The organism is Bradyrhizobium sp. (genome assembly GCF_050014615.1).
Lineage (GTDB): Bacteria > Pseudomonadota > Alphaproteobacteria > Rhizobiales > Xanthobacteraceae > Bradyrhizobium.
Genome location: NZ_JBEKCZ010000075.1, coordinates 1 through 21,996 on the forward strand (window position 1 = coordinate 1; position 21,996 = coordinate 21,996).

A 21,996-nucleotide genomic window follows, 5' to 3' on the forward strand; every position below is an offset into this window, starting at 1 on the left:
GTCGGCGATCAGGTTGGTCGGCACGGTGATCACAACCTTGTCCGCGGTCAGCGTGCCCTGCGAGGTCTCGATCCGCAGCCGCTTGCCGGAATGATCGATCAGCGTGACCTCGCAATTCAGCGCCAGTGGAAGCGTGGCGCCATAGGCCGCCATCAACGCGCCGTAGCCGTTTCGGATGCGCCAGTTGATGTTGGTGTCCTCATAGGCGTCCATGTCGAGAATCGAGACGGCATCGAGTTCGCAGCCGTTGATGTAGGTCGAGATCGCGTCGATCATCGGGTTCCAGCGGTTGCCGGGCTCGAGACAGAGATTGGCCGGCATATCGCGGCCGCCTTTAGCGGCGTGCTCGGCGCGCGCGTAGAATTCATCGATCGCGCGGATGAATTCGTCGCGCTCTTGTTGCGGAAACGCCTTGCCATAGGCGCGCTCGCGCCAGGGCGGCAGCGCCTTGTTGACCTCGAAGTTCAGGCCTTCGGCGATGGCAACGAATGAATTCTTGTCGGCCGAATGCAGCCAGCCGCAGCCGAGGTCGAACACAATGTCCGGGGCGGCCATGATGGTGTGACCGCGTCCGCCGACGCGGTCGCGTGCTTCCAGCACGATCATGGAGAGGCCGGAGTTTTTCAGCGCATGCGCCGCGCCGAGGCCTGCGGCGCCGGCGCCGATGATGGCGACATCGACTGCGAAGGGGAGGGACATGCTTTTGCTCTAGCACGTAGGCATTTGGGGTTGAAGCCAGCCCGGTTTGCGGTGTCATCATCCGCGAAAGCGGATGATCCAGTACGCCGCGCCGGTTCGGTTCTATCTCACGCGGCAGCGATTACTGGATGCCCCGCTTTCGCGGGGCATGACAGTGTCGTGTGGGGCGAGGTTAAATCAGGCCACCGCTTCCTTGGACTTTTCCGCGCGCTTGCGCTCGTTGGCGTCGAGGTGACGCTTGCGCAGGCGGATCGACTTCGGCGTGATCTCGACCAGTTCATCGTCCTCGATATAGGCCAGCGCCTTTTCCAGCGTCATGCGGATCGGCGGCGTCAGCCGCACCGCTTCATCCTTCGAGGTGGTGCGGATGTTGGTGAGCTGCTTGCCCTTGAGGATGTTGATCTCGAGGTCGTTGTCGCGGGTATGCTCGCCGACGATCATGCCCTTGTAGACCTTCCAGCCCGGCTCGATCATCATCGGACCGCGATCTTCCAGCTTGAACATCGCGTAAGCCACCGCCTCGCCCTGATCGTTGGAGATCAGCACGCCGTTGCGGCGGCCCTGGATGTCGCCCTTGTAGGGCAGGTAATTGTGGAACAGGCGGTTCATGATCGCCGTGCCCTTGGTGTCAGTCATCAACTCGCCCTGGTAGCCGATCAGGCCGCGGGTCGGCGCGTAGAACACCAGCCGCAGCCGATTGCCGCCGGACGGGCGCATCTCGATCATCTCGGCCTTGCGCTCGCTCATTTTCTGCACGACCACGCCGGAGAATTCCTCATCGACGTCGATGACGACTTCCTCGACCGGCTCCAGCAACTGGCCGTTCTCGTCCTTGGTCAACACCACGCGCGGGCGCGACACGCTGAGCTCAAAACCTTCGCGACGCATGGTCTCGATCAGGATCGCGAGCTGCAATTCGCCGCGGCCCGACACTTCCATGGAATCCCTGTCGGCGGCCTCGACCACGCGCAATGCGACGTTGCCTTCGGCTTCGCGCAGCAGGCGGTCGCGGATCAGGCGGCTGGTGACCTTGTCACCTTCGGTGCCGGCGAGCGGCGAGTTGTTGACGATGAACGACATCGACACCGTCGGCGGATCGATCGGCTGGGCCTGGATCGGCACATCGACGCTCGGATCGCAGAAGGTGTCGGCGACGGTGCCCTTGGGCAGGCCCGCGATGGCGACGATATCGCCGGCTTCGGCCAGTTCGACCGGCTGGCGTTCGAGACCACGGAAAGCGAGGATCTTGGTGATGCGGCCGGTTTCGACCACCTTGCCGTCGCGCGACAGCACCTTCACTGCCTGGTTCGGTTTGACCGAACCGGACGCAATGCGGCCGGTGATGATGCGGCCGAGATAGGGGTTGGCCTCGAGAATGGTGCCGAGCAGCCGGAACGGGCCTTCCTCGACCACCGGCGGCGCCACATGCTTGATGACGAGATCGAACAGCGGCTTCATGCCGACGTCGTGAGAAGCGTCCGGCGTCGTTCCCATCCAGCCGTTCTTGCCCGATCCATACAGAATCGGAAAGTCGAGCTGATCATCGGTGGCGTCGAGTGCTGCGAACAGGTCGAACACCTCGTTGACGACTTCGGTGACGCGGGCATCCGGGCGGTCGACCTTGTTGATGGCGACGATCGGCTTCAGGCCCAGCTTGAGCGCCTTGCCGACCACGAATTTGGTCTGCGGCATCGGGCCTTCGGCGGCGTCGACCAGAACGATGACGCCGTCGACCATCGACAGGATACGCTCGACCTCACCGCCGAAATCGGCGTGGCCCGGCGTGTCGACGATGTTGATCTGGGTGTCTTCCCAATGCACCGAGGTGCACTTGGCGAGAATGGTGATGCCGCGCTCGCGCTCCAGATCGTTGGAGTCCATGGCACGCTCGACCTGACGCTGGTTGTCGCGATAGGTGCCGGATTGCTGCAGCAATTTGTCGACGAGGGTGGTCTTGCCGTGGTCGACGTGGGCGATGATGGCGATGTTGCGAAGGTTCATAGCTCTTCTTCTGGCTCGGGCAACGACTGGAGCGCGATCTCGCCGGAAAACCGGGACCCACTTTTCCGGATCACGCTCAAAAACCTGGAGTGCGAGAGGGCGCCAGGCGCCCAAAAAGGAAGCCCGGCCAAAGGACCGGGCACACCCTACTCGTTGCGGCGCAATATAGTCAGAAATCGCCGAAAAACAATGCGTTGTTTGCGATTTGGTTAGCTGATTTTCACGCCAAACCGGCCTGCCGTCAGTGGCTGGGGCCGCATTCGGCGGGGTAAACCCCGCGCAGCACTTCCTCGAAGTGGTTTTTGACGGATTCGTTACAAAGGCAGGCCCGCTTTTGCAGCGCTTCGCGGTCGCGGACCAGGATCGAGCCGCGGCGGGTTTCCAGCACCCCTTCCAGCTTGAAGGTCTGAATCACCCGGCTGGCATAGCTGCGGCCGACTCCCAATAGCGTCGCCAGCTGCTCATGCGTCAGCGGCACTGCATTGTCGCCGTCGGTGCGTTCCATCGCCGAGATGATCCATTTCGCCGTGCGCTGCTCGATCGAATGGATCGCATTGCAGGCGGTCGACTGGAACATCTGGGCCAGCATGCAGTCGGCATAGCGCGCAAACACGTTGCGCAGCGTGGCCGACGTGGTCTTCGCTGCATCCAGTTTCCCGACATGCAGGCGCACCAACGGCCCGCCGAACTTGACCATGATGCGGGTATAGGCCGGCAGATAACCGAGGCTGACGATGCCGCCGACGGCGCCCTCGCGGCCGACCAGGATGGTCTCGACATCGCGGCCATCCTCGTTGGGAACCAGATACGACGCCAAAGTCGGCCCGCATGGAAAGTGGACGGTTTCGACGTCGTCGCCGGGATTATAAAGCAGGTCGCCGGCCGCAGCCTGTTCCCGTGCGAGATGCGGTGCGATCAGCGCAAAATCCCTGGCATTGAGCCGCCGCAACAGGTTGTTGAAGGGGCGATCAAGACCGTCCGAAGCACTTCCACCGGGTGCCGTCATCCCAAAATGTCCCTCGTCCCCTGCGGTTTCGACAATATCGGACTCTGTTGGATAGTTATGTGCACAAGTGCACAGACGCGGAAGCCGTGACGTGGTGGTTTCACAATGGGAACCGGCCGGGTAAGGCGCCAACGGCAGTTCGGGTTCCAGGTCAGGCCAAGATTTTGATATTGATAGCTCTTGCCAGCGAGAAAATGGACACCACCGCATCCGACCGTTCGCCCGCGTTGCCCGACGACGTCCTGATCGTCGAGGACGATCCTCTTATCGCGCTCGATTTCGAGGACACGATCCTTGGTCTTGGGGCGAAGGCGGTCCGGACCGCCGGAAACGTCGCCAAGGCGCTCGACATGATTGCTGAGCGTGCGCCGGACTTCGCGCTGCTCGATGTCGGCCTGCTCCACGAAAAGAGCTTTGCGGTCGCGGAACGGCTGGAGCAGCTCGGGATTCCGTTCGCCTTCGTCACCGGATACGGCGCCGACGTCAGACTCCCGGCGCCATTCACACAACGGCCGAGGTTGCCCAAGCCCTGTCCGACCGACGCGCTGGAATCCTTGTTGAAACGCCGACCGGGCGAAAGCGCCGGGCCGTGACAAGCGGCGCGCGCGTGGTTCGGGGCACGCTATCCCGGCTTCGGATCCAGCGTGGTCGACCACAGCGCCACATCGGCGCGGTCGCGCAACGTCACGGTCATCTGGCCCGACGCACCCTCGATCGTGACGTGGCCGAAGAACTGCATGCCGGCGGAGGGCGGCGCGTTCTGCTGGTCCGGAGCGGGCGCCTTGAAATACCGGACCTCCGGCCCGAACGTATTGTCGAGATCGCCAGGCCCGAACGTTCCCGCATGCAACGGTCCGGAGACGAATTCCCAGAACGGTTCGAATTCCTGAAATTGCGCCTTGTCGGGATTGTAATAATGCGCGGCGGTGTAATGCACATCCGCCGTCAGCCATACGGTGTTGGTGATGGCGGCGCTCTTCATGAAGCGCAAGAGGTCGGCGATCTCAAGCTCGCGGCCGCGCGGCGGGCCGTCGCCCTGTGCGAAGGCTTCCGATCCCTTTTTGCTGGCGGCGTCATCATAGACGATCAGGCTCAGCGGCATATCGGACGCGATCACCTTCCAGGTGGCGCGTGAATTCACCAGCGCGCGCTTCAGCCAGGCGAGCTGGTCGGGGCCGATGAAGTAGCTGTCGGGACCATACGCGGTCTGCAGGTTCGGACCGTTGGGGCCGCGATAGCTGCGCTCGTCCAGCATGAAGACGTCGAGATGCGGCCCATAGTTGAGGGTGCGATAGACCCGGCCGGGTTCAACGATGCTCTCGCGCATCGGATACATCTCGTGGAACGCGCGGCCGGCGCGGGCGGCGAGCAACGCGATGTTGCGCTCCTTGTAGGCGGCGGGGAGCTGTTTCGACGCCGACCAGTTGTTGGTGACTTCGTGATCGTCCCACTGCACGAAGATCGGCACCTCGGCGTTGAAGGCGCGCACATTGTCGTCGAGGAAATTGTACTTATGCGCGGCGCGGAATTCGTCGAGCGTCTCGGCGACTTTTGCCTTCTCCGGGATCATCACGTTCTTCCAGATCTTGCCGTCCGGCAATTTTACTTCCGAAGAAAAAACGCTGTCGGCATAGATGGTGTCGCCGGAATGGATCAGGAAATCCGGCCGGTGCTTGCGCATGGTGGCGAAGGTGCGCATGCCGCCATCGTCGGGATTGATGCCCCAGCCCTGTCCGGCGACATCGCCGCCCCAGACGAAACTGACGTCGCGCCGGTCGGCCGGCGCGGTGCGAAAGCGGCCGACGACCGGTTCGCTGGAAACGCCGGTATGCGACAGGTCGCGGAATTGGACGCGGTAGAAAATATCCTGTCCGGCGGGGAGATTCTCCAGCAGCATTTTGGCGGTGAAGTCGCTCTCGGGCAGCGCCGCGACCGGCGGCAAAATCCGCGCATTGCCGAACGATTCGGTGGTGGCTACCTCGACCAGCATCTGCGAGGGCCGGTCCGCGCGCGCCCATATTACGCCGCCGTCGGCGCTGACATCGCCGGATTGGACGCCGTGGCTCACCTGCGGGCGGTCGGCCGCACGGCTGAGATAGGGCATCGCGATGGTGCCCCACGCGCCGGCGCCCGTCGCCGCCGCGGTGGAAAGAAACCGCCGGCGGGAGATCTTGCGTGGAATCTTGATCGTCATGGGGTCTCTCGATCGATCGTCACAGCGCGAAAAGTCTTGCAGACAGACCTAGGATGATAATGTGACGGTTCGATTGCGGCGAGGCGATTTGACCGAGGGGAACCGTCTACAAAGTTCCGGTCGCGCGGAACTGGGCGCTCGCCCGTTGCAGATTTTGCGGCATGCTCATCAGCAACGCCTTGCGGTCGGCCACCGCGTGGTGGAATTGCCCCAGCGCGATGTTGAAGGCGGTCAACGCCCCCTCCTCGATGGCGCCGGCCTCGAAGCAATGCAGCGTATCGCGCAAGATGTCGTCCGCCTCGGCCTGCATATGGTCGAGTTCCTCGGTGGAGTCGCTGCGGCGCGCGGCCGCGAGCATCTCCAGCAGCCGTTCGCGCAGCGATGAGTTGTTGTGACGCTCGTCCTTTTTCAGATAGCCCGCGAACCACGCGCCGGCGGATCCCATCGCGGACAGCCCCATCAGCCCCCACCAGATGTAATCGCTGTAGCGGTCGAGGAAGGTCTTTTCCTCGCCATCGACGAAGGCCGCGGCGCCCGGATGCACCGGGATCGCGGCGTCCTTGTCGGTATCCGGAGTCTCGATCTTGGCAGCCAGCGGGAATTCCGACATCACCGCCTGCCGGATCGCGAACAATTGCCGGGTGAAGGCGGCGACCGTGACGTCCGAAAGATCTTTGCGCGCAACGATGTGGTGCGAGAAGCTGATCGTCTTCACTTCGTCGTCCGGCCGGTCGGGAGAGCCGCCGAAGGAGCCGGCGGGAATTTCGGACGCCTCGTATACCGGGTGATTTTGCGCGATCGCTTCGGCCGAATCGATCGCGAGGAAGGTCGGCGCGCCGCCATCATGGGTCGATGCCGCGATCGCATCCGCGGTAATCTTGCTGTTGAGCGGCCCGGCGGCGAGATAGGCATCCGCCTTCTGGCCGCGGACCGCCTCGGCGGCGTCGCTGGCCGGGAACTGAACGATCTCGACCTTGCCTGGATCGACGCCATATTGCTGCAGGATCACCTTGAGCAAATTGACGTTGGCCGGGGTGCGGCCGACGACACCGACGCGGTGTCCGGCCAACTGCGCGACCTTGGTGATCTTCGGGCCGGCCTTTTTGCCCTTGCCCTTCGCGGGCGGAGGCACCCAGAGCACCGCGACGTTCTTGCGCAGTGTCGCCACCGCTTGCGCATTTTTCGGCACGTCGAGATCGCCGCGGATGATGGCGAGATCGGTCTTGCCGTCGGCGAGCAGCTGTGCGCTCGCGGCGGGGCCATCGGTCTGTATCGGGTGCAACCGGATATGACTGTGCGCCTGGGTGAAGGCCTGGGTCAGCGCCTGGACCACCCGCAGATCGTCGCTGTTGCCTGGGCCGACCGCGATCCGCAGGATCACCGGCCGCATCGCAAAGTAATAACCACCCGCCAGCGTGCCGACGATGGCGAGGATAGCGGCCAGCGTGATGAACATGGTTCGTCGCTGCGCCGAGCGGGGCGAGGGCGTCGAAGGTTGCTCGGCAAGCAGGGGGCCGTCGGTCATCGATCTGGCAAACAATCGTTTGAGGTCCAATGTCGTCTTGCCGAGGCAATTAAGCCAATATTCTAGCAAATTTCCTGCCGCCGTGGGGTTACATCCGCGTCATGGTTACCAGCCGCCCCCTCGGGAGCGGTCATTTTGGACCGGTTTTGCCGCCTTATTGTGACGGGGATCCCCAAGGATCCTAATGATGGGGTTCGGTGTTAGGGTAGTTCCGGTGAAACAGGAGGCCATCATGGCGCAACGGCTGTCGGCGGAAGCGCGAAAATCGGCGCTCAACGCCTTGCCCGGCTGGACCGACACAACCGGCCGCGAGGCGATCGCCCGAACCTTTGTCTTCAGGGATTTCAACGAGGCGTTCGGGTTCATGACCCGCGCCGCCTTGGTGGCTGAAAAGAACGACCATCACCCGGAATGGCGCAACGTTTACAAGACGGTGGAGGTGGTTCTGGCGACCCATGATTCCGGCGGGGTGACCGCGCGGGACATCGAATTGGCAACGGCGATGAACGCCATCGCCAGGCAGTTCGGGGTAGCCTGATCCGGTTCAGTGCATCTAATCTGGCTAATCCCGCCAATCTTGCGGGGCCGACGCGACATCCCCAGCTTTAAGGCGATCCGCTGCGGCAACCGGCCGCGCGGGGTCCGGGAGCACGGGCGATGGCAACAGAACATACCGTGGGGTTTGAGCCGGCCGAGGAGCTGGCGAAAGACCGCGAAAGCGTGCGCCGGCGCTTCTGGATCAAGCTGAAGCGGGTCGCGGCCAGGCTGCCCTTCGTCGAGGATTTGCTGAGCGCCTATTATTGCGCGTTCGACAAGGAGACCCCGCGCCATGTCCAGGCGGCGCTGCTCGGCGCCATCGCCTATTTCATCCTGCCGTTCGATTTCATTCCGGACATGCTGCCGGTGCTCGGCTTCACCGACGATGCCGCGGTGCTTGCCACCGCGATCCGGATGGTCGCGACCCACATCAAGCCGGAGCATCGCGATGCCGCCCGTGCCGCGCTGAAGCGCGGCATCGAGCCGGAGGATTAAGCGCGAGCCGGGCGAAGACAGCTATCACGGATGCAGGATCACCTTGCCCATCGCCTTGCGGCCCGCGAGCACCTTGAGGGCATCGGCGGTTTGCGCGAGCGGGAAGGTGCGGTCGACATGCGAGGAGATCTTGCCTTCCGCGGTCCACTTCACCAGCTTTTCGAGATTGGCGCGGTTCTTCTCCGGATTGAGCCGCGCCCACGCGCCCCAGAATACGCCTCTGATATCGCAGCCCTTCAGCAGCGCCAGATTGAGCGGCATTTTCGGAATCTCGCCGGCAGCGAATCCGATCACCAGGAAGCGGCCCTCCCAGGCGATCGAGCGCAGCGCGGCCTCGGCATAGCTGCCGCCGACGGGATCGAAGATAATATCGGCGCCCTTGCCGCCGGTGAGCCGCCGCAAGCCTTCCTTGAGGTCTTCGGTGGCGTAGTTCAGGCCGAGCTCGGCGCCGTGCGCCTTCGCGAATTCAAGTTTTTCGTCGGATGAAGCACAGGCGATCACCTTCAGGCCCATCAACTTGCCGAGTTCGCAGGCCGCCAGACCAGTGCCGCCGGCGGCGCCGAGAACCGCCAGGGTCTCGCCGGGTTTCGGACTGGCGCGATCTTCCAGTGCATGCAGCGCGGTGCCGTAGATGATGATAATTCCGGCGGCGCGATCGAAATCGAGATTGTCGGGAATTTTAACGATCGAACTCGCCGGCAGCGCGATCTTCTCGCGCGCGCCGTTATGGCCGCACGACGCCACCACACGGTCGCCGACTTTCAGGTCGCTGACCCCTGCGCCGAGGCTCTCGATGATCCCTGCGACTTCCGCCGCCGGTGAAAACGGAAACGGCGGCTTGATCTGGTATTTGCCCTGGATCATCAGCAGGTCGAAGAAATTCAACGCCGCGGATTTGATCGCGATCACCGCCTCATTGGGCCCGGCCACGGGGTCGGGCAGATCGGCCAGCACCAGATCGTCGGGTCCGCAATATTGCGAGCAGAGAATGGCTTTCATGGAGACACCTGGGTTTTGGGCGCGGAAGCAAGTTTGTCAGCTTCATGCCGGATTTGAAGCCGGGCTACAATCTGATTCGGCTGCCTCCGTCATTCCGGGGCGCGCGCGAGCGCGAACCCGGAATCTCGAGAGGTAGGATCAACAATCTCTGGATTCCGGATCCAGCGCTGCGCGCTGGTCCGGAATGACGGCTGCACAACGAGACAGGAATAAACCAATGTTTGAAAAAGGCCTTCTCAAGGGAAAGCGGATATTGGTCACCGGCGGTGGTTCCGGGCTCGGGGCCGCGATGGGGCGCCGTTTCGTCGAGCTCGGCGCCGACCTGGTTCTCTGCGGCCGCCGGCTCGAATTGCTGGAGGCGACGGCGGCCCGGATGCGCGATGATCCCGGCGGCAAGGTGGCCGCGATCCGATGCGACATTCGCGACGGTGCCGACGTCGAGGCCATGATGGACGCGATCTGGCGCGATGCGCCGCTCGATATTCTTGTCAACAATGCCGCCGCGACCTTCATCGCGCAGACCGAGCTTCTGTCGTTTCGCGCCGCGGACGCGGTGCTGGCGCCCACTTTACATGGCACGATGTATTGCACGCTCGCGGCCGGCAAGCGCTGGATCGAAGCCGGACACGGAGGCGTAGTGCTCAGCATCCTGTCGACCTCGACCATTACCGGCCGCGCTTTCACAGTGCCGTCGGCGATGGCGAAATCGGCCGTGCTCGCGATGACCAAAAGCCTCGCGGTGGAGTGGGGCCCCAAGGGCATCCGCACCGTGGCGATTGCGCCTGGCGCGTTTCCGACCGCGGGTGCCTCGGGTCAGCTTCGGCCGGAGGGTCGCGATGAAGGCTGGGCTTTGAGAAATCCGCTTGGCCGTGTCGGCGAACATCGCGAGCTCGCCGATCTGGCGAGTTTCCTGATTTCCGATTCCGCCGGCTACATCAATGGCGAGATGGTGGTGCAGGACGGCGGCGCGCATTTGCGCAGCTCCGGCGCCGAGGATCTCTTGGCCTGGACCGATGCCCAGTGGGAGAAGCAGCGGACCGCGCGGCCGAAAGGCGGAACGTGAGTGGCGCGTCACGTGACGGCGTCGCCCAGCTTCCTGTTCAGAGGTCGCTAACTGCCTTCCCAAAAAGGCATTTCCCGGTTATCCATCGGTGATGTGACGATGCGATAGCGGGCCATCTTCCAGTCACAATAATGAGGGAACCAGACTTGGTGATGTCCGTGCGGCGAAGGCTGACAGCGCTGGTGACGATTGTGCTGGTGTGCGGGGGTTCAAGCCTTGCGCAGGCGCAGAGCACGTCGTCGAAAAGCGCAGCCAAGCCGGCGGCGGCCGCGGCAAAGCCGGAAGCTGCCGCGGTAGGCGGCGCGGAGCCGACGCTGATCGGCCAGTTCGGCACCTGGGGCGCCTATACCGCGACGCCGAACGGCAAGAAGGTTTGCTTCGCGCTGGCGAAACCCTCGTCGTCGAAAACCAATCCCCCGAATCGCCCGCGCGATCCCGCCTACGCGTTCGTTTCCACGCGTCCGGCTGAAAAGGTCGCCAACGAAGTCTCGATCATGATCGGCTACACGCTGAAACCCGGCTCGGAATCGACGCTCGAGGTCGGCGGCGCGTCCTACGCGATGTATACCCAGGGCGACGGCCTCTGGATCAAGAACGCCGCCGAGGAAGAGCGAATGGTCGATGCCATGCGCAAATCCGCCGACGTCACGGTCAAGGGCGTGTCGGCCAAGGGCACCGAGACCACCGACACCTTCTCGCTGAAGGGCCTGGCCCAGGCGCTCGACCGGCTGGCGCAGGATTGCAGGCGCTAAAGGGCTCTTTTCACGCCAGAATGGCTGTATTTGGTGCCTTTCCAGCCGACCCTGGAAGGCCTATTTGAAGTGCCATGAATGAGATCATGACCAACCCTTCCATCGAAGCCGGCTCCGCCGTCAGCGTGCCCCTGGAAAAGATCGCGCTGGAAACCTATGTGCCGCCGGCCAAGCCGTCGCTGGTCGGATTGTCGCGCGCCGAGATTGCCGATCAGCTCGGTGCCATCGGTGTGGCGCCGGCGCAGCGCAAGATGCGCGTGCAGCAGCTGTGGCACTGGATCTATGTCCGCGGGGCGCAACAGTTTGCCGACATGACCAGCATTTCGAAGGAAATGCGCGGCGAACTCGAGCAGCATTTTACGGTCGCGCGCCCCGAAGTGGTGGCGGAGCAGATTTCCAACGACGGCACCCGCAAATGGCTGTTGCGGTTGCCGAGCGGTGATACGATCGAAAAGGCGCATGAGGTCGAGTGCGTCTATATTCCGGAAACCGACCGCGGCACGCTGTGCGTCTCCTCGCAGGTCGGCTGCACGCTGAATTGCTCGTTCTGCCACACCGGCACGCAGCGGCTGGTGCGTAATCTCACCGCGGGCGAAATCGTCGGCCAGGTCATGGTGGCGCGCGATCGCCTCAATGACTGGGCCGACCGCGAAACCCCGACCGGCAGCCGTCTCGTCACCAATGTGGTGATGATGGGCATGGGCGAGCCACTGTATAATTTCGACGCGGTGCGCGATGCGCTGCTGATCGTGTCCGACAATGAGGGCATCGGCATTTCCCGCCGCCGCATCACGCTGTCGACCTCGGGCGTGGTGCCGAACATCATCCGCACCGGTGATGAGATCGGCGTCATGCTGGCGATCTCGCTGCATGCGGTGCGCGATGAATTGCGCAACGAGCTGGTGCCGCTGAACCGCAAATATCCGATCGCGGAATTGCTGCAGGCGTGCCGCGATTATCCGGGCTCCTCCAATGCGCGGCGCATCACCTTCGAATATGTGATGCTCAAGGGCGTCAACGATTCGCTCGACGACGCCAAGCTGCTGGTCAAGCTGTTGAAGGGCATTCCGGCCAAAATCAATCTCATTCCGTTCAATCCGTGGCCAGGCACGCGCTACGAGTGCTCGGACTGGGATCAGATCGAAAAGTTCTCGGAATATATTTTCAATGCCGGCTATTCGTCGCCGGTACGCACGCCGCGCGGCCGCGATATTCTCGCCGCCTGCGGCCAGTTGAAATCGGAGACCGAGAAATTGTCGGTGCGCGAGCGCCAGGCGCTGCGCGCCATGGCGATGACGGATTGATCGGATGGCACTGATCGGCCGGCTTTTCGTGGTTCTGTTTGCGTTTTTCGCTGCCTGTCTGGTGGCGGGGATGATCGTGGTTGGCGCGGTGCTGTTTCCCGAATTCAGCGAACTCGGCACCGGACCGATTGATCAGGGCGCGTTGAACATCGTGTTCGGTTTCGGCTTCATCTTCGTCAGCGGCTTTGCGCTGTTGCCGGCGATGATCGTGGTCGCGATCACGGAGGCGTTTTATATCCGCGGCGCGCTGACCTATGCGGTCGGAGGCGGCGTCGTCGGTCTGGCCTGCTATCTCGGTCTTATTCCGTTCGATCCCGAGACGTTTCGTTTCGACGGTATCGTGCGGCGTCATCTCGAAATCATGACCGGCGCCGGGATCGTCGCCGGCGTGGTCTACTGGATGATCGCGGGCCGCAATGCCGGCGCATGGCGCGAACCGCGGCGTCCGCTGCGGCCGCCGCCGCCATTGCCGGCGCATTCACCGATGCCGCCGGATTCGCCGCCATCACCGTAAGGCGCGGCCGCTCGGCCCCGGCCTTTTCATCGTGGCCCCCCTCAGCTAAACCCCGCGCCATGAACCGGACTGGACTTTTCATCGCGCTGGCCCTGGCGCTCATCGTCGGATTGCTGTTCGGGATTTATCCCGAGCTCGATCTGAAGCTCGCCGGTCTGTTTTACGATGCGGCGACCAAATCCTTTCCGCTCAAGCTCAACACGCTGGCCGCGATCGCGCGCGACGGCGCGATGTGGATCGCCTGGGGCCTGGCGCTGCCGGCCATCGTCGCATTGGTCGTGAAGCTGGTGCGGCCGGAGCGGCCGTTGCTGATGTCAGGTCGGGCGATCGTCTTTCTGCTGACCACCCTCATTCTCTCCGCGGGCGTTCTCACTAACCTCACCTTCAAGAGCTATTGGGGCCGGCCGCGTCCGGTGACGGTCACGCAATTCAATGGAACGCAGCCATTCGTGGCGTGGTGGGACCCGCGCGGCAGCTGCGGGCGAAACTGCTCGTTCTTCTCCGGCGAGGGCGCCACCGCATTCTGGACTTATGCGCCCGCGGCGCTGGCACCGCCAGCGTGGCGGCCGCTGGCCTATGCCGCCGCGACCATGCTCGGGGTTACGACCAGCGTATTGCGGATGGCGTTCGGCGGCCATTTCCTGACCGACGTCGCCGCCGCGGGGCTGGTGACGTTTCTGGTGATCTGGCTGGCGCATGGCTACATCTACCGCTGGCCGTCGACCCGGCTGACGGACGAGGGTGTCGATGCCGTGCTGACGCGACTGGGCAACCGTTTCCGCAAGCCGGGGAAACCCGACTCCGCCATCCGCTAGAGCATGATTCAACTGGGTTGAATCATGCTTGTCGTCCATCTTCTTGTTTGAGCATGATCTTTTCGGAAAACCGGTTCCCACTTTTCCGGATCATGCTCTATTAAACGCGTGCCCATCGCCGCGAAATTTGATATTCGCGCACTCAATTCGCAACAAACTCAGCCATTACGACCGATTGGAACCTCGATGAGTACGATCCTGAAAGGCCTGCCCAAAGGGGAAAAAGTCGGCATTGCTTTCTCGGGCGGTCTCGACACCAGCGCCGCGCTGCTGTGGATGAAGCAGAAAGGTGCCCGCGTGTTCGCCTATACCGCCAATCTCGGCCAACCCGACGAGGCGGACTACGACGAGATTCCGCGCAAAGCGCTGGGCTTCGGCGCCGAAAAAGCCCGGCTGGTGGATTGCCGCAGCCAATTGGTCCACGAAGGTATCGCCGCGATCCAATCCGGCGCTTTCCACATCTCTACCGGCGGGGTGACCTACTTCAACACCACGCCGCTCGGCCGCGCGGTGACCGGCACGATGCTGGTCGCGGCGATGAAGGAGGACGGCGTCAACATCTGGGGCGACGGCTCCACGTACAAAGGCAACGATATCGAGCGGTTCTACCGCTACGGCCTGCTGACCAATCCGAGCCTGAAGATCTACAAGCCCTGGCTCGACCAGCAGTTCATCGACGAGCTGGGCGGCCGTGCGGAAATGTCGGCGTTCCTGACCGCCCATGGCTTCAACTACAAGATGAGCGCCGAGAAGGCGTATTCGACCGACAGCAATATCCTCGGCGCGACCCACGAGGCCAAGGATCTCGAGCGCCTGGACAGCGGCATCAAAATCGTCACGCCGATCATGGGCGTGCCGTTCTGGCGCGATGACTGTGCCGTCAAGGCCGAAACGGTCGCGTTGCGTTTTGTCGAGGGGCAGCCGGTCGCGCTGAACGGCCAGACCTTCGCCGATCCGGTCGCGCTATTGCTCGAGGCCAACGCCATCGGTGGCCGGCATGGCCTCGGCATGAGCGACCAGATCGAGAACCGGATCATCGAGGCCAAGAGCCGCGGCATTTACGAAGCTCCCGGCATGGCGCTGCTGCACATCGCCTATGAGCGCCTGATCACCGGCATCCACAACGAAGACACCATCGAGCAGTATCGAGTCAGCGGCATGCGCCTTGGCCGGCTGCTCTACCAGGGGCGGTGGTTCGATTCTCAGGCCCTGATGCTGCGCGAAACCGCCCAGCGCTGGGTGGCCCGCGCCGTCACCGGCGAGGTCACGCTCGAGCTGCGACGCGGCAACGACTATTCCATCCTGAACACCGAGAGCCCCAATCTGACCTATCAGCCGGAGCGGCTCAGCATGGAGAAGGTGGACGACGCGGCGTTCACGCCGGCGGACCGTATCGGCCAGCTGACCATGCGCAATCTCGACATCACCGATACCCGCGCCAAGCTCAATCTCTACGCCGAGACGGGCCTGCTATCGATTGGGGACAGCTCCCACATCTTCAAACTCGATACCGACAAGGACTGAGCGCAAGAAGAAGCCGGGGCTGGGAGCAGACCTCTCAACGTCGTTCCGGCCAAGCGAAGCGCGAGCCGGGATCCATAACCACAGGCGTTAATGGATAGAAAAAGGCGTTTGCTACAGCGCGCTGCCGAGAAGCCGCGGCGTATGGGTCCCGGCGTTCGCCGGGACGACAGGGTGAGAAACAAAAATGGCCGGGATTTCTCCCGGCCATTTTCATTTGCGAAAGGCCATGCCTTACCGCGGCGGCGCGATGCCCGGAGGTGGCGGCGGCAACGCCGTGCCGCCATTAAGCAGCGGCGTGATGCGGCGGATGGTGACGCGCCGGTTGATGCGGCTCGGTCCGTCGGTCTGCTCCTTCAGATATTGCGAGCCGTAGCCCTGCGAGGTCAGGTTTTCCGCGGGCACCCCGAATTGCTGCGTCAGCAATTCGGCCGCGGATTCGGCGCGCCGGTCCGATAGCGAAAGATTGTCGACGCTGTTGCCGACCGCGTCGGTGTGGCCCTCGATCAGGAACACCTCGCGCGGGTTGCGCGCGATGGCCCGGTTGAGCCCATCCGCGATCACCTGCAGCCTCGCGGCCTGATCGGGCGGAATCTCCCACGATCCGGTTTCGAAGGTGATGGTGTTGAGATCGATGCTCGGCATCAACATCCGCACCGACGGGCTGAAGCGGATTTCGTCCAGCGAATAACGCCGCGCGATCTGGTCCACCGGCGGGGCTTCCATGGTTTCGTAAATCAGGTCGGGCGGAGCGTCCTCGGCATCGACGATGTAGCGGTCGTAAGGAATCCGGAGCACCGGCGGCGGCAGGTCGACATAGAACCCGCCGGCTGCATTGGGATCGCGGAAGCTGTCGTCGATGATGATGATCTCGCGGCCATCCCGATCCCGCCTGATCCGGCGCAGCAACTGGCCGTCGCGGCCGGTAATCGTGATGATCTGCGAGCCGTCGGGACGAATCACGATGGTGCGGGTTTCGTTGCCGACCTGCTGGGTCTGGATATCGCGCGCGCCGAAGCGGAATCGCTCCTCTTCGTTGTGACGGATGAACGACTGGCCGGAGGGATCGACCACGATGACGCGGCCGGGTTCGGTGAAGACCTTGCGGCCACCCTGGTCGCTTTCCTGCCGCGCGCCACGGAAATCCTCCATGCGACGCGGCCCCGGGGCTGCCGCACCCGGCGCGATCGGGGTCAAGGCCGCAGCGGGCGCAGGCGCGGCCGGCAGCGGTGCGGTGACGGTTGGCGGCGCATGGCGCACCATCGGAGCGGCTCCCGGCGGCAGCGCAGTGCGTCCAGCGGCGCCCGGCGCGGCCGGAGTTGCACTCGGTGCTGCATTCGGAGCCGGATTGGCCGGAGGTGGTCCCGTGCGCGCCGGGGGTGACGCAGGCGCGCCTCCGCCTGCGGGCGGTTGGCCCGCGGGCGCCAGTCTTTCCCGCTCTCTCTCACGCTCCTGAGGCTGCATGGCAGGCGCAGCCGGTTGTTTCGGCGCATTGGGTGCAGGCGCTGCCGCGGGGGGAGCCGGCGGCGCAGCATGTGGCGGCGGCGGTGCGGCGGGCGCTGCCGGGTGCGGCGCAGGCGCCGCGGCGGGAGGAGGTGGCGGCGCGGGATGCGGGGCAGCCGGCGGCGGTGGCGGCGCTGGCCGGGGCGGGGGAGCGGCGGGAGGTGCCGGGCGCGGTGGTGGGGCGGGGGCTGCCTTCGGCGGTTGTTTGGGCGCTTCTTTGGGCCTGGGCTTTCCGTCGGGACCAAGCTCTTCTTTGGCCTGCGCCATGACCTGCGGCGTGGTTTGCGCGTGCGATGACGTACCTGCAAAGTGCATCGCCGTCAGAGCGGTGGTGGCAAGCAGCAACAAACGAAGTTTTGTCATGATGGTCTCTGTCCCCGGAAAATTCTTGGCAGGAAGGTTTTGGCGAGAAGGTGTTGGCAGGAAGGTCTTCGGCGGGAAGTCTTGGCGGCGAGGTTCTTGGCGGCAAGGTTCTTGGCAACAACGCTGTCATCAAGGTCTGGCGATCAACGAACAAGCGTTAGGCCGGATTGTGGCGGGCTTTAGAGGTGGATTTGTATTTATTTCTGAAGGCGCAAAGCCCCGATGTGCCTTTGTTCATTACGCATTCAGGGGATCGTTTCAAACCGTAGTTTGATATCACCCCCTGCGACATATCGGCGTTGTCAGCGCCGGGATCAGGCCCCCGCGCCTGGTATGCCAACGCCTCCGATATCGGTCGCAGGCGAGGGGATGCTCGGTCCCTCCGGTCCGCGTACCGGCAATTCGTCAGGCATGTAGCCCGGCAGCTCCTCCGGCGTCGGCGGTTCGCCGGGATCCTGCATCGGCGGCGGCACCTCGGGCCGCGGGTTTCCCGGCGGGCTCTCCTGCGGCGGCTCCGACGGTTGTCCGGGCTTGATCGGTGGATCCTCTTGCGGATCGATCGGCATTTCGCGCTTTCCGGAGTTTCGATCTGGTGTCGCGGATCCAACGGCATCGATACCGCAAGGTTCCGCGGAACTTGCGCTTAAGCGCGCACCAGCATGGTGTTGCTGCGGGTCCTGCCGGTCTCGGCATAGCCACGCGCGCGCATGTCGGCGATGCAGTCCGCCAGCCATTCGTCGCGTGACAGATGCTCGATCACCACCGCGCGCGGCCACAGCGATGGCGACGCCTGCTTGAAGAATCCGGTCAGAACACGGTCCTCATAGCCCTCGATGTCGATCTTCAGCGTATCGACGTGGCTGACACCGGCATCGCCGAGAATGCGTTGCAGCCGCAGCGACGGCACCCTGATGGCATTGCCCTGCCGTTCGCCTGACACGATGTGGCTGGCGCCGAGATTGTCGCCGTCGGTCTCGATCATCAACTCGCCGTCGGACGGCCCGGCCGCCGCGGCCACCAGCGCCACCTGGGTAAAGCCGGACGCGGCGCGGTTGAATGCCAGCCGCGCGTGGGTGACGGGATGCGGCTCGATCGCGATCACGTTTCCGCCGGGGCCGACATGACGCGCCAGCACCATGGCATAGGTGCCGACATTGGCGCCGACGTCGACGAACACGCCGCCAAGGGGCGTGTGCGCCCGCAGGAAATCCAGCTCTTCAAGATTGTAGTCGGGATTGAACAGCGCACCGCGTTCGGTGGCGCTGGCCTGGTGATAGAATCGAAATGACGCACCCTGGTAGGGGACGTCGACCGGACCCGCGCGCAACAGATTGACCAGCCGCGACAGCATCGGGCGGAACGCGCCGCGTTTCAGCCGCGTGCGGTGTGCGAGCGCGATGACGGCCGCTTGGGCGCGCGTCGGTGCGAACGCGCCAAAAGCGGGCGGCGCCGGATCGTTGGCCGCGGCGATGCCGGAGGAAAGAGTGGGTGTTGCCAAGAATGTTCTCGCCGGAGACTTCGAACCAAGGCTTGCGGATGCCGCGCCTACATAGCCGACTTATGCCGGCGGCTCCAACGACCGAATGCCGATCCCGGATCCGGTTCCTGAACCGGCTTTGCTCTCAAACCTGCCGCTCGACCATCTTCAGCTTGAGCTCGGCGATCGCCTCGGACGGATTGAGGCTCTTCGGGCAGGCCTTGGCGCAGTTCATGATGGTGTGGCAACGATAGAGCCGGAACGGATCCTCGAGATTGTCGAGCCGCTCGCCGGTGGCCTCGTCGCGCGAATCCTTCACCCATCGCGTCGCCTGCAGCAGGGCGGCGGGTCCCAGGAAGCGGTCGCTGTTCCACCAATAGCTCGGGCACGAGGTCGAGCAGCAGGCGCAGAGGATACACTCATAGAGGCCGTCGAGCTTTTCGCGGTCCTCGTGGCTCTGCTTCCATTCCTTCTGCGGCGTCGGGGTGGTGGTCTTCAGCCACGGTTCGATCGAGGCATATTGCGCGTAGAAATTGGTCAGGTCGGGCACCAGGTCCTTCACGACCGGCTGATGCGGCAGCGGGTTGACCTTGACCGCGCCATCCTTCACGTCGTGCATCGACTTGGTGCAGGCCAGCGTGTTCTGGCCGTCGATGTTCATGGCGCAGGAGCCGCAGACGCCTTCGCGGCAGGAACGGCGAAAGGTCAGCGTCGGATCGATGTGGTTCTTGATCCAGATCAGGCCGTCGAGCACCATCGGGCCGCAATCCTGGGTGTCGATGAAATAAGTATCGACGCTGGGATTTTTGCCGTCGTCCGGGTTCCAGCGATAGATCTTGAATTCGCGCGTCTGGGTGGCGGTCGCCGGCTTCGGCCAGGTCTTGCCGCCTGAGATCTTCGAATTCTTCGGCAGTGCGAATTCAACCATTGAGCTTGCCTTTTTGCTTCAATCCGTCATTGCCGGGCTTGACCCGGCAATCCATCGAAGAAAGATGGATGCGCGGGTCAAGCCCGCGCATGACGAGGTGTGGTTAGTACACCCGCGCCTTCGGCGGGATGTATTGCACGTCATTGGTCATGGTGTAGTCGTGCACCGGGCGATAATCGATCGACGTCTTGCCGCCATCGTCGATCCACGCCAGCGTGTGCTTCATCCAGTTCTTGTCGTCGCGCGCGGAAAAATCCTCGCGGGCATGGGCGCCGCGGCTCTCGGTGCGATTCGCCGCCGAGTCCATCGTCACCACCGCCTGCACGATCAGATTGTCGAATTCGAGCGTCTCGACCAGGTCCGAGTTCCAGGTCAGCGAGCGGTCACTGACCGAGATGTCGCCGATGCCGCCATGCACCTTGTGAATCAGGTTCTGGCCTTCGGTGAGAATCTCGCCGGTACGGAACACCGCGCAATTGTTCTGCATCACATGCTGCATGCTGTCGCGCAGTTTCGCGGTCGAAGTGCCGCCGGCGGCGTAGCGAAAACGATCAAGCCGTCCGAGCGCCTTGTCGGCCGAGCCGGCCGGCAGTTCCGGCTGCTTGCCGTTCGGGGTCAGCTTTTCGGCGCAGCGCAACGCCGCGGCGCGGCCGAACACCACGAGATCGATCAGCGAATTGGAGCCGAGCCGGTTGGCGCCATGCACCGAAACGCAGGCGGCTTCGCCCAGCGCCATCAGGCCGGGCACCGTGGCGTTGTCGTCGCCGTTTTTCTTGGTCAGCACCTCGGCGTGATAATTGGTGGGGATGCCGCCCATATTGTAGTGCACCGTCGGCAGGATCGGGATCGGCTCGCGCGTTACGTCGACATTGGCGAAGATCTTCGCCGATTCGGAAATGCCGGGCAGGCGTTCGTGCAGCACCTTGGGATCGAGATGATCGAGGTGCAGGAAGATGTGATCCTTCTTCTTGCCGACGCCACGGCCTTCGCGGATTTCGATGGTCATGGCGCGCGAGACCACGTCGCGCGAGGCGAGGTCCTTGGCGGAGGGCGCATAGCGCTCCATGAAGCGCTCGCCTTCGGAGTTGACGAGATAGCCGCCTTCGCCGCGCGCGCCTTCGGTGACGAGACAGCCCGAACCGTAAATGCCGGTGGGGTGGAACTGCACGAACTCCATGTCCTGCAGCGGCAGCCCGGCGCGCAACGCCATGGCGCCGCCGTCACCGGTGCAGGTGTGGGCCGAGGTGCAGGAGGCGTAGGCCCGGCCATAGCCGCCGGTCGCCAGAATAGTGGTCTGGGCGCGGAAGCGATGCAGCGTGCCGTCGTCGAGTTTCAGCGCGATCACGCCACGGCACACGCCCTGGTCATCCATGATCAGGTCGATGGCGAAGAACTCGATGTAGAATTCCGCTGAATGGCGCAGCGCCTGGCCATACATGGTGTGCAGCATGGCATGGCCGGTGCGGTCGGCGGCGGCGCAGGTGCGCTGCGCCTGGCCCTTGCCGTAGTCCAGCGTCATGCCGCCGAACGGCCGCTGATAGATCTTGCCGTCTTCGGTGCGCGAGAACGGCACGCCCCAATGTTCGAGTTCGTAGACCGCCTCGGGCGCGTTGCGCACCATATATTCGATGGCGTCCTGGTCGCCGAGCCAGTCCGACCCCTTGACGGTGTCGTACATGTGCCAGCGCCAGTCGTCCGGATGCATGTTGCCGAGCGAGGCGGAGATGCCGCCCTGGGCCGCGACGGTGTGCGAGCGGGTCGGAAACACCTTGGTTATGCAGGCGGTGCGCAGCCCGGCCTCGCTGCAGCCGACCACCGCGCGCAGGCCGGCGCCGCCGGCGCCGACGACGACGACATCATAGGTGTGGTCTTCAATCGGATAGGCGTGGCCATTGGTGGCGGGACCACCGCTGCCGTTTGCAGCCTTGCCGTTGCCATCAGCGGCCATGCGCTAAACTCCAGATGACATTTTGAGGATGGCGTAGATCGAGGCCAGCGCCACCGCGATCGAGAAGAAATTGTTGGCCATGATGGCGGCGAGTTTCACCTTCTCGCCATGCACATAATCCTCGATCACCACCTGCATGCCGATCTTCATGTGCCAGGCGCTGGCGATGATGAACAACAGCATGATGATCGCGACCACCGGCGAGCCCAGCACCAGCTTGGCGCCGGCCTGGTTGCTGCCGAGCAGCATCATCACCACGATGATGACGGGCAGGATCAGCAGCACCATCGCCACGGCAGTCACGCGCTGGCGCCAGAAGTCCGAGGTGCCCGAATGCGAGGCGCCGAGATTG

21 protein-coding genes are annotated in these 21,996 nt (G+C 63.7%); 9 read left to right on the plus strand and 12 right to left on the minus strand.

Annotation, left to right across the window (positions count from 1 at the left end; translation table 11 throughout):
• From ABR948_RS13995 to ABR948_RS14005, 3 genes are all read right to left on the minus strand, one after another.
• A partial coding sequence (locus ABR948_RS13995; RefSeq protein WP_428118665.1) for an FAD-dependent oxidoreductase occupies nucleotides 1–699 on the minus strand: 699 nt, incomplete at its 3' end.
• 177 nt (nucleotides 700–876) lie between these two features.
• A complete protein-coding gene (gene typA / locus ABR948_RS14000) occupies nucleotides 877–2,700 on the minus strand; it encodes a translational GTPase TypA (RefSeq protein ID WP_428118668.1) in 1,824 nt (607 codons plus the stop codon).
• Between the two features lie 241 nt (nucleotides 2,701–2,941).
• Nucleotides 2,942–3,706, minus strand: coding sequence for a Crp/Fnr family transcriptional regulator (locus ABR948_RS14005; RefSeq protein WP_428118671.1), 765 nt, complete (start codon nucleotides 3,704–3,706; stop codon nucleotides 2,942–2,944).
• A 194-nt stretch (nucleotides 3,707–3,900) separates the two neighbouring features.
• On the opposite strand from ABR948_RS14005, the gene ABR948_RS14010 reads away from it, so the two are divergent.
• A complete protein-coding gene (locus ABR948_RS14010) occupies nucleotides 3,901–4,299 on the plus strand; it encodes a response regulator (RefSeq protein WP_428118674.1) in 399 nt (132 codons plus the stop codon).
• 29 nt (nucleotides 4,300–4,328) lie between these two features.
• On the opposite strand, the gene ABR948_RS14015 is transcribed toward ABR948_RS14010, so the two are convergent.
• Together ABR948_RS14015 and ABR948_RS14020 are read right to left on the minus strand one after the other, a co-directional pair.
• Nucleotides 4,329–5,900: an alkaline phosphatase D family protein gene (locus tag ABR948_RS14015; protein ID WP_428118677.1), complete on the minus strand. Its 1,572-nt coding sequence runs from the start codon at nucleotides 5,898–5,900 to the stop codon at nucleotides 4,329–4,331.
• A gap of 106 nt (nucleotides 5,901–6,006) precedes the next feature.
• On the minus strand, nucleotides 6,007–7,356 hold the full coding sequence (locus tag ABR948_RS14020; RefSeq protein ID WP_428118715.1) for a TAXI family TRAP transporter solute-binding subunit: 1,350 nt from the start codon (nucleotides 7,354–7,356) through the stop codon (nucleotides 6,007–6,009).
• A gap of 301 nt (nucleotides 7,357–7,657) precedes the next feature.
• On the opposite strand from ABR948_RS14020, the gene ABR948_RS14025 reads away from it, so the two are divergent.
• Together ABR948_RS14025 and ABR948_RS14030 are read left to right on the plus strand one after the other, a co-directional pair.
• Complete coding sequence (locus tag ABR948_RS14025) at nucleotides 7,658–7,963, plus strand: 4a-hydroxytetrahydrobiopterin dehydratase (protein WP_428118680.1); 306 nt, start codon at nucleotides 7,658–7,660, stop codon at nucleotides 7,961–7,963.
• Between the two features lie 119 nt (nucleotides 7,964–8,082).
• Nucleotides 8,083–8,457 carry a YkvA family protein gene (locus ABR948_RS14030; protein WP_428118682.1) on the plus strand — a complete coding sequence of 125 codons (375 nt, stop codon included), beginning with the start codon at nucleotides 8,083–8,085 and terminating at the stop codon, nucleotides 8,455–8,457.
• 24 nt (nucleotides 8,458–8,481) lie between these two features.
• Here the strand turns inward: ABR948_RS14030 and ABR948_RS14035 are convergent, their stop codons facing one another.
• Nucleotides 8,482–9,456 (minus strand): NADPH:quinone oxidoreductase family protein, encoded by a 975-nt coding sequence (locus tag ABR948_RS14035; RefSeq protein ID WP_428118685.1) that lies wholly within the window; start codon nucleotides 9,454–9,456, stop codon nucleotides 8,482–8,484.
• 217 nt (nucleotides 9,457–9,673) lie between these two features.
• Between ABR948_RS14035 and ABR948_RS14040 the strand changes: the two genes are divergently transcribed.
• From ABR948_RS14040 to argG, 6 genes are all read left to right on the plus strand, one after another.
• Nucleotides 9,674–10,519 carry an SDR family oxidoreductase gene (locus ABR948_RS14040; protein ID WP_428118688.1) on the plus strand — a complete coding sequence of 282 codons (846 nt, stop codon included), beginning with the start codon at nucleotides 9,674–9,676 and terminating at the stop codon, nucleotides 10,517–10,519.
• Nucleotides 10,520–10,671: 152 nt separating this feature from the next.
• Nucleotides 10,672–11,271: an invasion associated locus B family protein gene (locus tag ABR948_RS14045; protein WP_428118718.1), complete on the plus strand. Its 600-nt coding sequence runs from the start codon at nucleotides 10,672–10,674 to the stop codon at nucleotides 11,269–11,271.
• Nucleotides 11,272–11,357: 86 nt separating this feature from the next.
• A complete protein-coding gene (gene rlmN / locus ABR948_RS14050) occupies nucleotides 11,358–12,575 on the plus strand; it encodes a dual-specificity RNA methyltransferase RlmN (RefSeq protein ID WP_428118690.1) in 1,218 nt (405 codons plus the stop codon).
• A gap of 4 nt (nucleotides 12,576–12,579) precedes the next feature.
• Complete coding sequence (locus tag ABR948_RS14055; protein WP_428118693.1) at nucleotides 12,580–13,089, plus strand: hypothetical protein; 510 nt, start codon at nucleotides 12,580–12,582, stop codon at nucleotides 13,087–13,089.
• A gap of 59 nt (nucleotides 13,090–13,148) precedes the next feature.
• Nucleotides 13,149–13,904 carry a phosphatase PAP2 family protein gene (locus tag ABR948_RS14060; protein ID WP_428118695.1) on the plus strand — a complete coding sequence of 252 codons (756 nt, stop codon included), beginning with the start codon at nucleotides 13,149–13,151 and terminating at the stop codon, nucleotides 13,902–13,904.
• Between the two features lie 186 nt (nucleotides 13,905–14,090).
• Complete coding sequence (argG, locus tag ABR948_RS14065) at nucleotides 14,091–15,428, plus strand: argininosuccinate synthase (RefSeq protein ID WP_428118698.1); 1,338 nt, start codon at nucleotides 14,091–14,093, stop codon at nucleotides 15,426–15,428.
• Between the two features lie 231 nt (nucleotides 15,429–15,659).
• Here argG and ABR948_RS14070 read toward each other — a convergent pair whose 3' ends face one another.
• The 6 genes from ABR948_RS14070 to sdhD form a co-directional block, all read right to left on the minus strand.
• Entirely contained in the window at nucleotides 15,660–17,291 is a 1,632-nt protein-coding gene (locus tag ABR948_RS14070; protein ID WP_428118700.1) for an OmpA family protein, read from the minus strand.
• Between the two features lie 314 nt (nucleotides 17,292–17,605).
• On the minus strand, nucleotides 17,606–17,857 hold the full coding sequence (locus tag ABR948_RS14075; protein ID WP_428118703.1) for a hypothetical protein: 252 nt from the start codon (nucleotides 17,855–17,857) through the stop codon (nucleotides 17,606–17,608).
• A gap of 77 nt (nucleotides 17,858–17,934) precedes the next feature.
• Nucleotides 17,935–18,762 (minus strand): FkbM family methyltransferase, encoded by an 828-nt coding sequence (locus ABR948_RS14080; RefSeq protein WP_428118721.1) that lies wholly within the window; start codon nucleotides 18,760–18,762, stop codon nucleotides 17,935–17,937.
• A 151-nt stretch (nucleotides 18,763–18,913) separates the two neighbouring features.
• Nucleotides 18,914–19,696 (minus strand): succinate dehydrogenase iron-sulfur subunit, encoded by a 783-nt coding sequence (locus ABR948_RS14085; protein ID WP_428118706.1) that lies wholly within the window; start codon nucleotides 19,694–19,696, stop codon nucleotides 18,914–18,916.
• A gap of 103 nt (nucleotides 19,697–19,799) precedes the next feature.
• On the minus strand, nucleotides 19,800–21,644 hold the full coding sequence (gene sdhA / locus ABR948_RS14090; RefSeq protein ID WP_428118709.1) for a succinate dehydrogenase flavoprotein subunit: 1,845 nt from the start codon (nucleotides 21,642–21,644) through the stop codon (nucleotides 19,800–19,802).
• Between the two features lie 3 nt (nucleotides 21,645–21,647).
• The coding region (sdhD, locus tag ABR948_RS14095; RefSeq protein WP_428118712.1) for a succinate dehydrogenase, hydrophobic membrane anchor protein at nucleotides 21,648–21,996 on the minus strand (349 nt) is incomplete at its 5' end.

Excerpts from the sequence above, each read along its gene's own strand:
- typA (WP_428118668.1), bottom strand. The coding sequence starts at position 2,700 with ATGAACCTTCGCAACATCGCCATCATCGCCCACGTCGACCACGGCAAG.
- ABR948_RS14060 (WP_428118695.1), top strand. The coding sequence starts at position 13,149 with ATGAACCGGACTGGACTTTTCATCGCGCTGGCCCTGGCGCTCATCGTC.
- ABR948_RS14015 (WP_428118677.1), bottom strand. The coding sequence starts at position 5,900 with ATGACGATCAAGATTCCACGCAAGATCTCCCGCCGGCGGTTTCTTTCC.
- argG (WP_428118698.1), top strand. The coding sequence starts at position 14,091 with ATGAGTACGATCCTGAAAGGCCTGCCCAAAGGGGAAAAAGTCGGCATT.
- sdhA (WP_428118709.1), bottom strand. The coding sequence starts at position 21,644 with ATGGCCGCTGATGGCAACGGCAAGGCTGCAAACGGCAGCGGTGGTCCC.
- ABR948_RS14040 (WP_428118688.1), top strand. The coding sequence starts at position 9,674 with ATGTTTGAAAAAGGCCTTCTCAAGGGAAAGCGGATATTGGTCACCGGC.
- ABR948_RS14045 (WP_428118718.1), top strand. The coding sequence starts at position 10,672 with ATGTCCGTGCGGCGAAGGCTGACAGCGCTGGTGACGATTGTGCTGGTG.
- ABR948_RS14025 (WP_428118680.1), top strand. The coding sequence starts at position 7,658 with ATGGCGCAACGGCTGTCGGCGGAAGCGCGAAAATCGGCGCTCAACGCC.
- ABR948_RS14020 (WP_428118715.1), bottom strand. The coding sequence starts at position 7,356 with ATGTTCATCACGCTGGCCGCTATCCTCGCCATCGTCGGCACGCTGGCG.
- rlmN (WP_428118690.1), top strand. The coding sequence starts at position 11,358 with ATGACCAACCCTTCCATCGAAGCCGGCTCCGCCGTCAGCGTGCCCCTG.
- ABR948_RS14035 (WP_428118685.1), bottom strand. The coding sequence starts at position 9,456 with ATGAAAGCCATTCTCTGCTCGCAATATTGCGGACCCGACGATCTGGTG.
- ABR948_RS14030 (WP_428118682.1), top strand. The coding sequence starts at position 8,083 with ATGGCAACAGAACATACCGTGGGGTTTGAGCCGGCCGAGGAGCTGGCG.
- ABR948_RS14005 (WP_428118671.1), bottom strand. The coding sequence starts at position 3,706 with ATGACGGCACCCGGTGGAAGTGCTTCGGACGGTCTTGATCGCCCCTTC.
- ABR948_RS14075 (WP_428118703.1), bottom strand. The coding sequence starts at position 17,857 with ATGCCGATCGATCCGCAAGAGGATCCACCGATCAAGCCCGGACAACCG.
- ABR948_RS14010 (WP_428118674.1), top strand. The coding sequence starts at position 3,901 with ATGGACACCACCGCATCCGACCGTTCGCCCGCGTTGCCCGACGACGTC.
- ABR948_RS14055 (WP_428118693.1), top strand. The coding sequence starts at position 12,580 with ATGGCACTGATCGGCCGGCTTTTCGTGGTTCTGTTTGCGTTTTTCGCT.
- ABR948_RS14085 (WP_428118706.1), bottom strand. The coding sequence starts at position 19,696 with ATGGTTGAATTCGCACTGCCGAAGAATTCGAAGATCTCAGGCGGCAAG.
- ABR948_RS14070 (WP_428118700.1), bottom strand. The coding sequence starts at position 17,291 with ATGACAAAACTTCGTTTGTTGCTGCTTGCCACCACCGCTCTGACGGCG.